The sequence below is a fragment of the Vibrio sp. 2-2(8) genome (assembly GCF_963888495.1).
Taxonomy (GTDB): domain Bacteria; phylum Pseudomonadota; class Gammaproteobacteria; order Enterobacterales; family Vibrionaceae; genus Vibrio; species Vibrio anguillarum.
In genome coordinates this window covers 1-3,271 of record NZ_CAWPJM010000023.1, presented here as the reverse complement: position 1 = coordinate 3,271, position 3,271 = coordinate 1, and the positions used below count along the sequence as shown (strand labels likewise).

Annotated in this window: 1 protein-coding gene; it reads right to left on the bottom strand. The window is 40.8% G+C overall.

What is annotated here, in order from left to right; translation table 11 throughout:
• Positions 1-2,613: 2,613 nt before the first annotated feature.
• The gene (locus AACV12_RS09110; protein WP_114717184.1) at positions 2,614-3,129 is read right to left on the bottom strand and encodes a hypothetical protein; all 516 of its coding nucleotides are present in this window, start codon (positions 3,127-3,129) and stop codon (positions 2,614-2,616) included.
• Positions 3,130-3,271: the final 142 nt, after the last annotated feature.

The window sequence follows — 3,271 nt, the reverse complement described above, 5'->3', positions numbered from 1 at the left end:
TGCTCCCGTAATGGCAATAAACATCGCAACGCCAGATAGAACTAATGTCTGCGTTTTTAATTTTTGAACTTCTTCACTGAACTTAAACAAACAACACTCCGACTTTATATTAATTTACATAACGCCCGGCTAAGGGGTTGACAACGCACCGCCGAACTTAAAAAACACACTGTAAACACTGAACTTCAATTTTGAACTAAAGCCGCCACGCGTTGGCAATCCCTCTTGAGCCGTTTGTTAGGCCAACCGATTGACAACGATACTTTCAAAACCAAAGAACGAGTTTTTTGTAAACTTAAAATAAACTAACCGATTCATTTATAAACCAAAATGCTAGATCAGCAAAGAAACAAAAAAACTCAAATTGAGCGATTTGGAAGAAAAGTGACGAGCGTAGCATGCTCGGCGGACGTTTGGATGCTGAAGGTTATTATGCCGCTGAATTCACAACGATAAACAGCTCAACGCGATCAAGAAACAACAAATATGTGATGACTATTTATTGCTTAACTTAAGCCAGAAAACATTGAATTTACCGTTCAATTTCAACTCGATTTAGCTGATAAAAACTCACCTTGCCTAACGCCCGGCTAAGGGGTTGACAACGCACCGCCGAACTCAAAAAAACACACTGTAAACACTGAACTGCAATTTTGCACTAAAGTCGCCACGCGTTGGCAATCCCTCTTGAGCCGTTTGTTATGCAAATTCAATGAGATAAACCGAATTTATACGATCAAAAGCCTCGATTGCAATGGTTGAGTGATTCAAGAACCACCCCAAACAAGAACTGTGATAAATGAGCCGCCAAAACAAAGTCCACCTTTCAACAACAAACCAAGCTTTTGAACCAGACAAACTCAACAAGCAAGACTTTCAGCAAGCACAAAATGCTCGATAAACTTGCCCTTTCCACACTTTGCACCCACAAGATTCACAACACGCCAACGCTAAAACTGATTGAGGCAAACAAAGAACCTTGCCTGTTTTACGGTTTGAGTGAACCACGAATCTAAGGGTAAAAGTGCTCATTTGCCGACAACACAAAACGAATGGCCGGAGAAATCCTAAAAGATTAAACCCCTAAATTTACCTGAGTTGCATAACGCTGCGTTAAGGGGTGCAGGCCCGCAATATAAAAGCTACCGCACAGCGCCGTAAACACTGAACCTAACGCAAACTAAAAAAGCCACGCGGGCCAAGTCCCACTTTAATGCCTTGTTATGATTACGGTTTAAGAAAACCCACATGACAAAGAACTGCTGATTTTACGGCATTGCTCAAAACCATTACCAAACCTTTAAGCCAACTTGGCCGACAAATGCGATCAACTTAAAACGATCCGATTCAGCGAATTAAACCGCAACAGTTACAACGACTTTGAGCCAGTGAAACCTTCAACCGATATTTCCACGATTCAACAATGAAGCAACCCACGAACCTAGTTTGCGCGAGGCCAGAGATAACAAAGAATTTTGGGCAGTTGAACCAAAATTGCTGAATATCGATGAAGCTAAAAAACCGGAGAAATCCCCAGTCTTTTCCTCAAGATGGCTCTTTTGCTTTTGTAAACATAACGCCCGGCTAAGGGGTTGACAACGCACCGCCGAACTTAAAAAACACACTGTAAACACTGAATTTCAATTTTGCACTAAAGTCGCCACGCGTTGGCAATCCCTCTTGAGCCGTTTGTTAGGCCAACCGATTGACACCGACACTTTTAAAACCAAAGAACAAGTTTTTTTACCAACTTAAAACCAACTAAACGATTCATTTATAAACCAAAATGCTGAATCAGCAAAGAAACAAAAAAACTCAAATTGAGCGATTTGGAAGAAAAGTGACGAGCGTAGCATTCTCGGCGGACGTTTGGATGTTGAAGGTTATTTTACCGATGAATTCACAGCGTTAAACAACCCAACACGATCAAGAAACGACAAATATGTGATGATTATTTATTGCTTAAATTAAGCCACAAAACATGGAATTTACTGCTCAATTTCAACTCGACTTAGCTGATAAAAACTCACCTTGCCTAACGCCCGGCTAAGGGGTTGACAACGCATCGCCGAACTCAAAAAACACACTGTAAACACTAAACTTCAATTTTGCACTAAAGTCGCCATGCGTTGGCAATCCCTCTTGAGCCGTTTGTTAGGCCAACCGATTGACACCGACACTTTCAAAACTAAAGAACGAACTTTTTTATAAACTTAAAACCAACTAACCGATTCATTTATAAACCAAAATGCTAAATCAGCAAAGAAACAAAAAACTCAAATTGAGCGGTTTGGAAGAAAAGTGACGAGCGTAGCATGCTCGGCGGACGTTTGGATGCTGAAGGTTATTTTGCCGCTGAATTCACAGCGAAAAGCAACCCAACGCAATCAAGAAACAACAAATATGTGGTGACGATTTTGCTTAAGTCCAGCCATTAGAACATGGAATTCACCGTTCAATTCAAACCCGATTTAGCTGATAAAAACTCACTTTGCCTAACGCCCGCTTAAGGGGCAGACAACGCTACTACCAAGCTTCCGCATAACAGCGTAACCACAAAAACCAACGCATAATAAAAATGCCGCGCGTTGGCTGTCCCTCTTGAAGCGTTTGTTATGTGAAATATCCCCACACCATAACCAAAAATAATGAAACAACCAGAAGTACATAAACTCTACGTTTTTGAGAGATTTCTTTTGGGTACATTCCCTCAAAGGCTGGAGCGAGCATACCCAACAAAAACACTACAGAATATATGAAGCCGAGCAAGCTATATACTATTAGCTTTGTTGTTTCTAAGTCACCACTATAAACAACAAGAAAGCTCAGAAGAGCCGTGAAAAACGGCATGGAACAAGTCAACGAAAGACCCGGCAACCAAAATAATATTACTTTCCTTTTACCAGAAAGTTTCCTAGGAATTTGCCCAAAGATAAAAACATAAATAGCAAAAATTAATACTGACAGTGGTGCAGCAATATTAAACAAGTCCGACTGAGAAAAACCAACTATAAAGCCAACCATTTCTTTCTGCTCTTGGGTATCCAAAGATGGAAACCTTAACCCCACATAAGCGCCTGCAAGTAATGAGGGAACAAAAAATAAACCAAGTTTCAGCTTTGTCATCATTTAGACACCTTCACATAACGCCCGGCTAAGGGGTTGACAACGCATAGCCGAACTCAAAAAACACACTGTAAACACTGAATTTCAATTTTGCACTAAAGTCGCCAAGCGTTGGCAATCCCTCTTGAGCCGTTTGTTATATTTT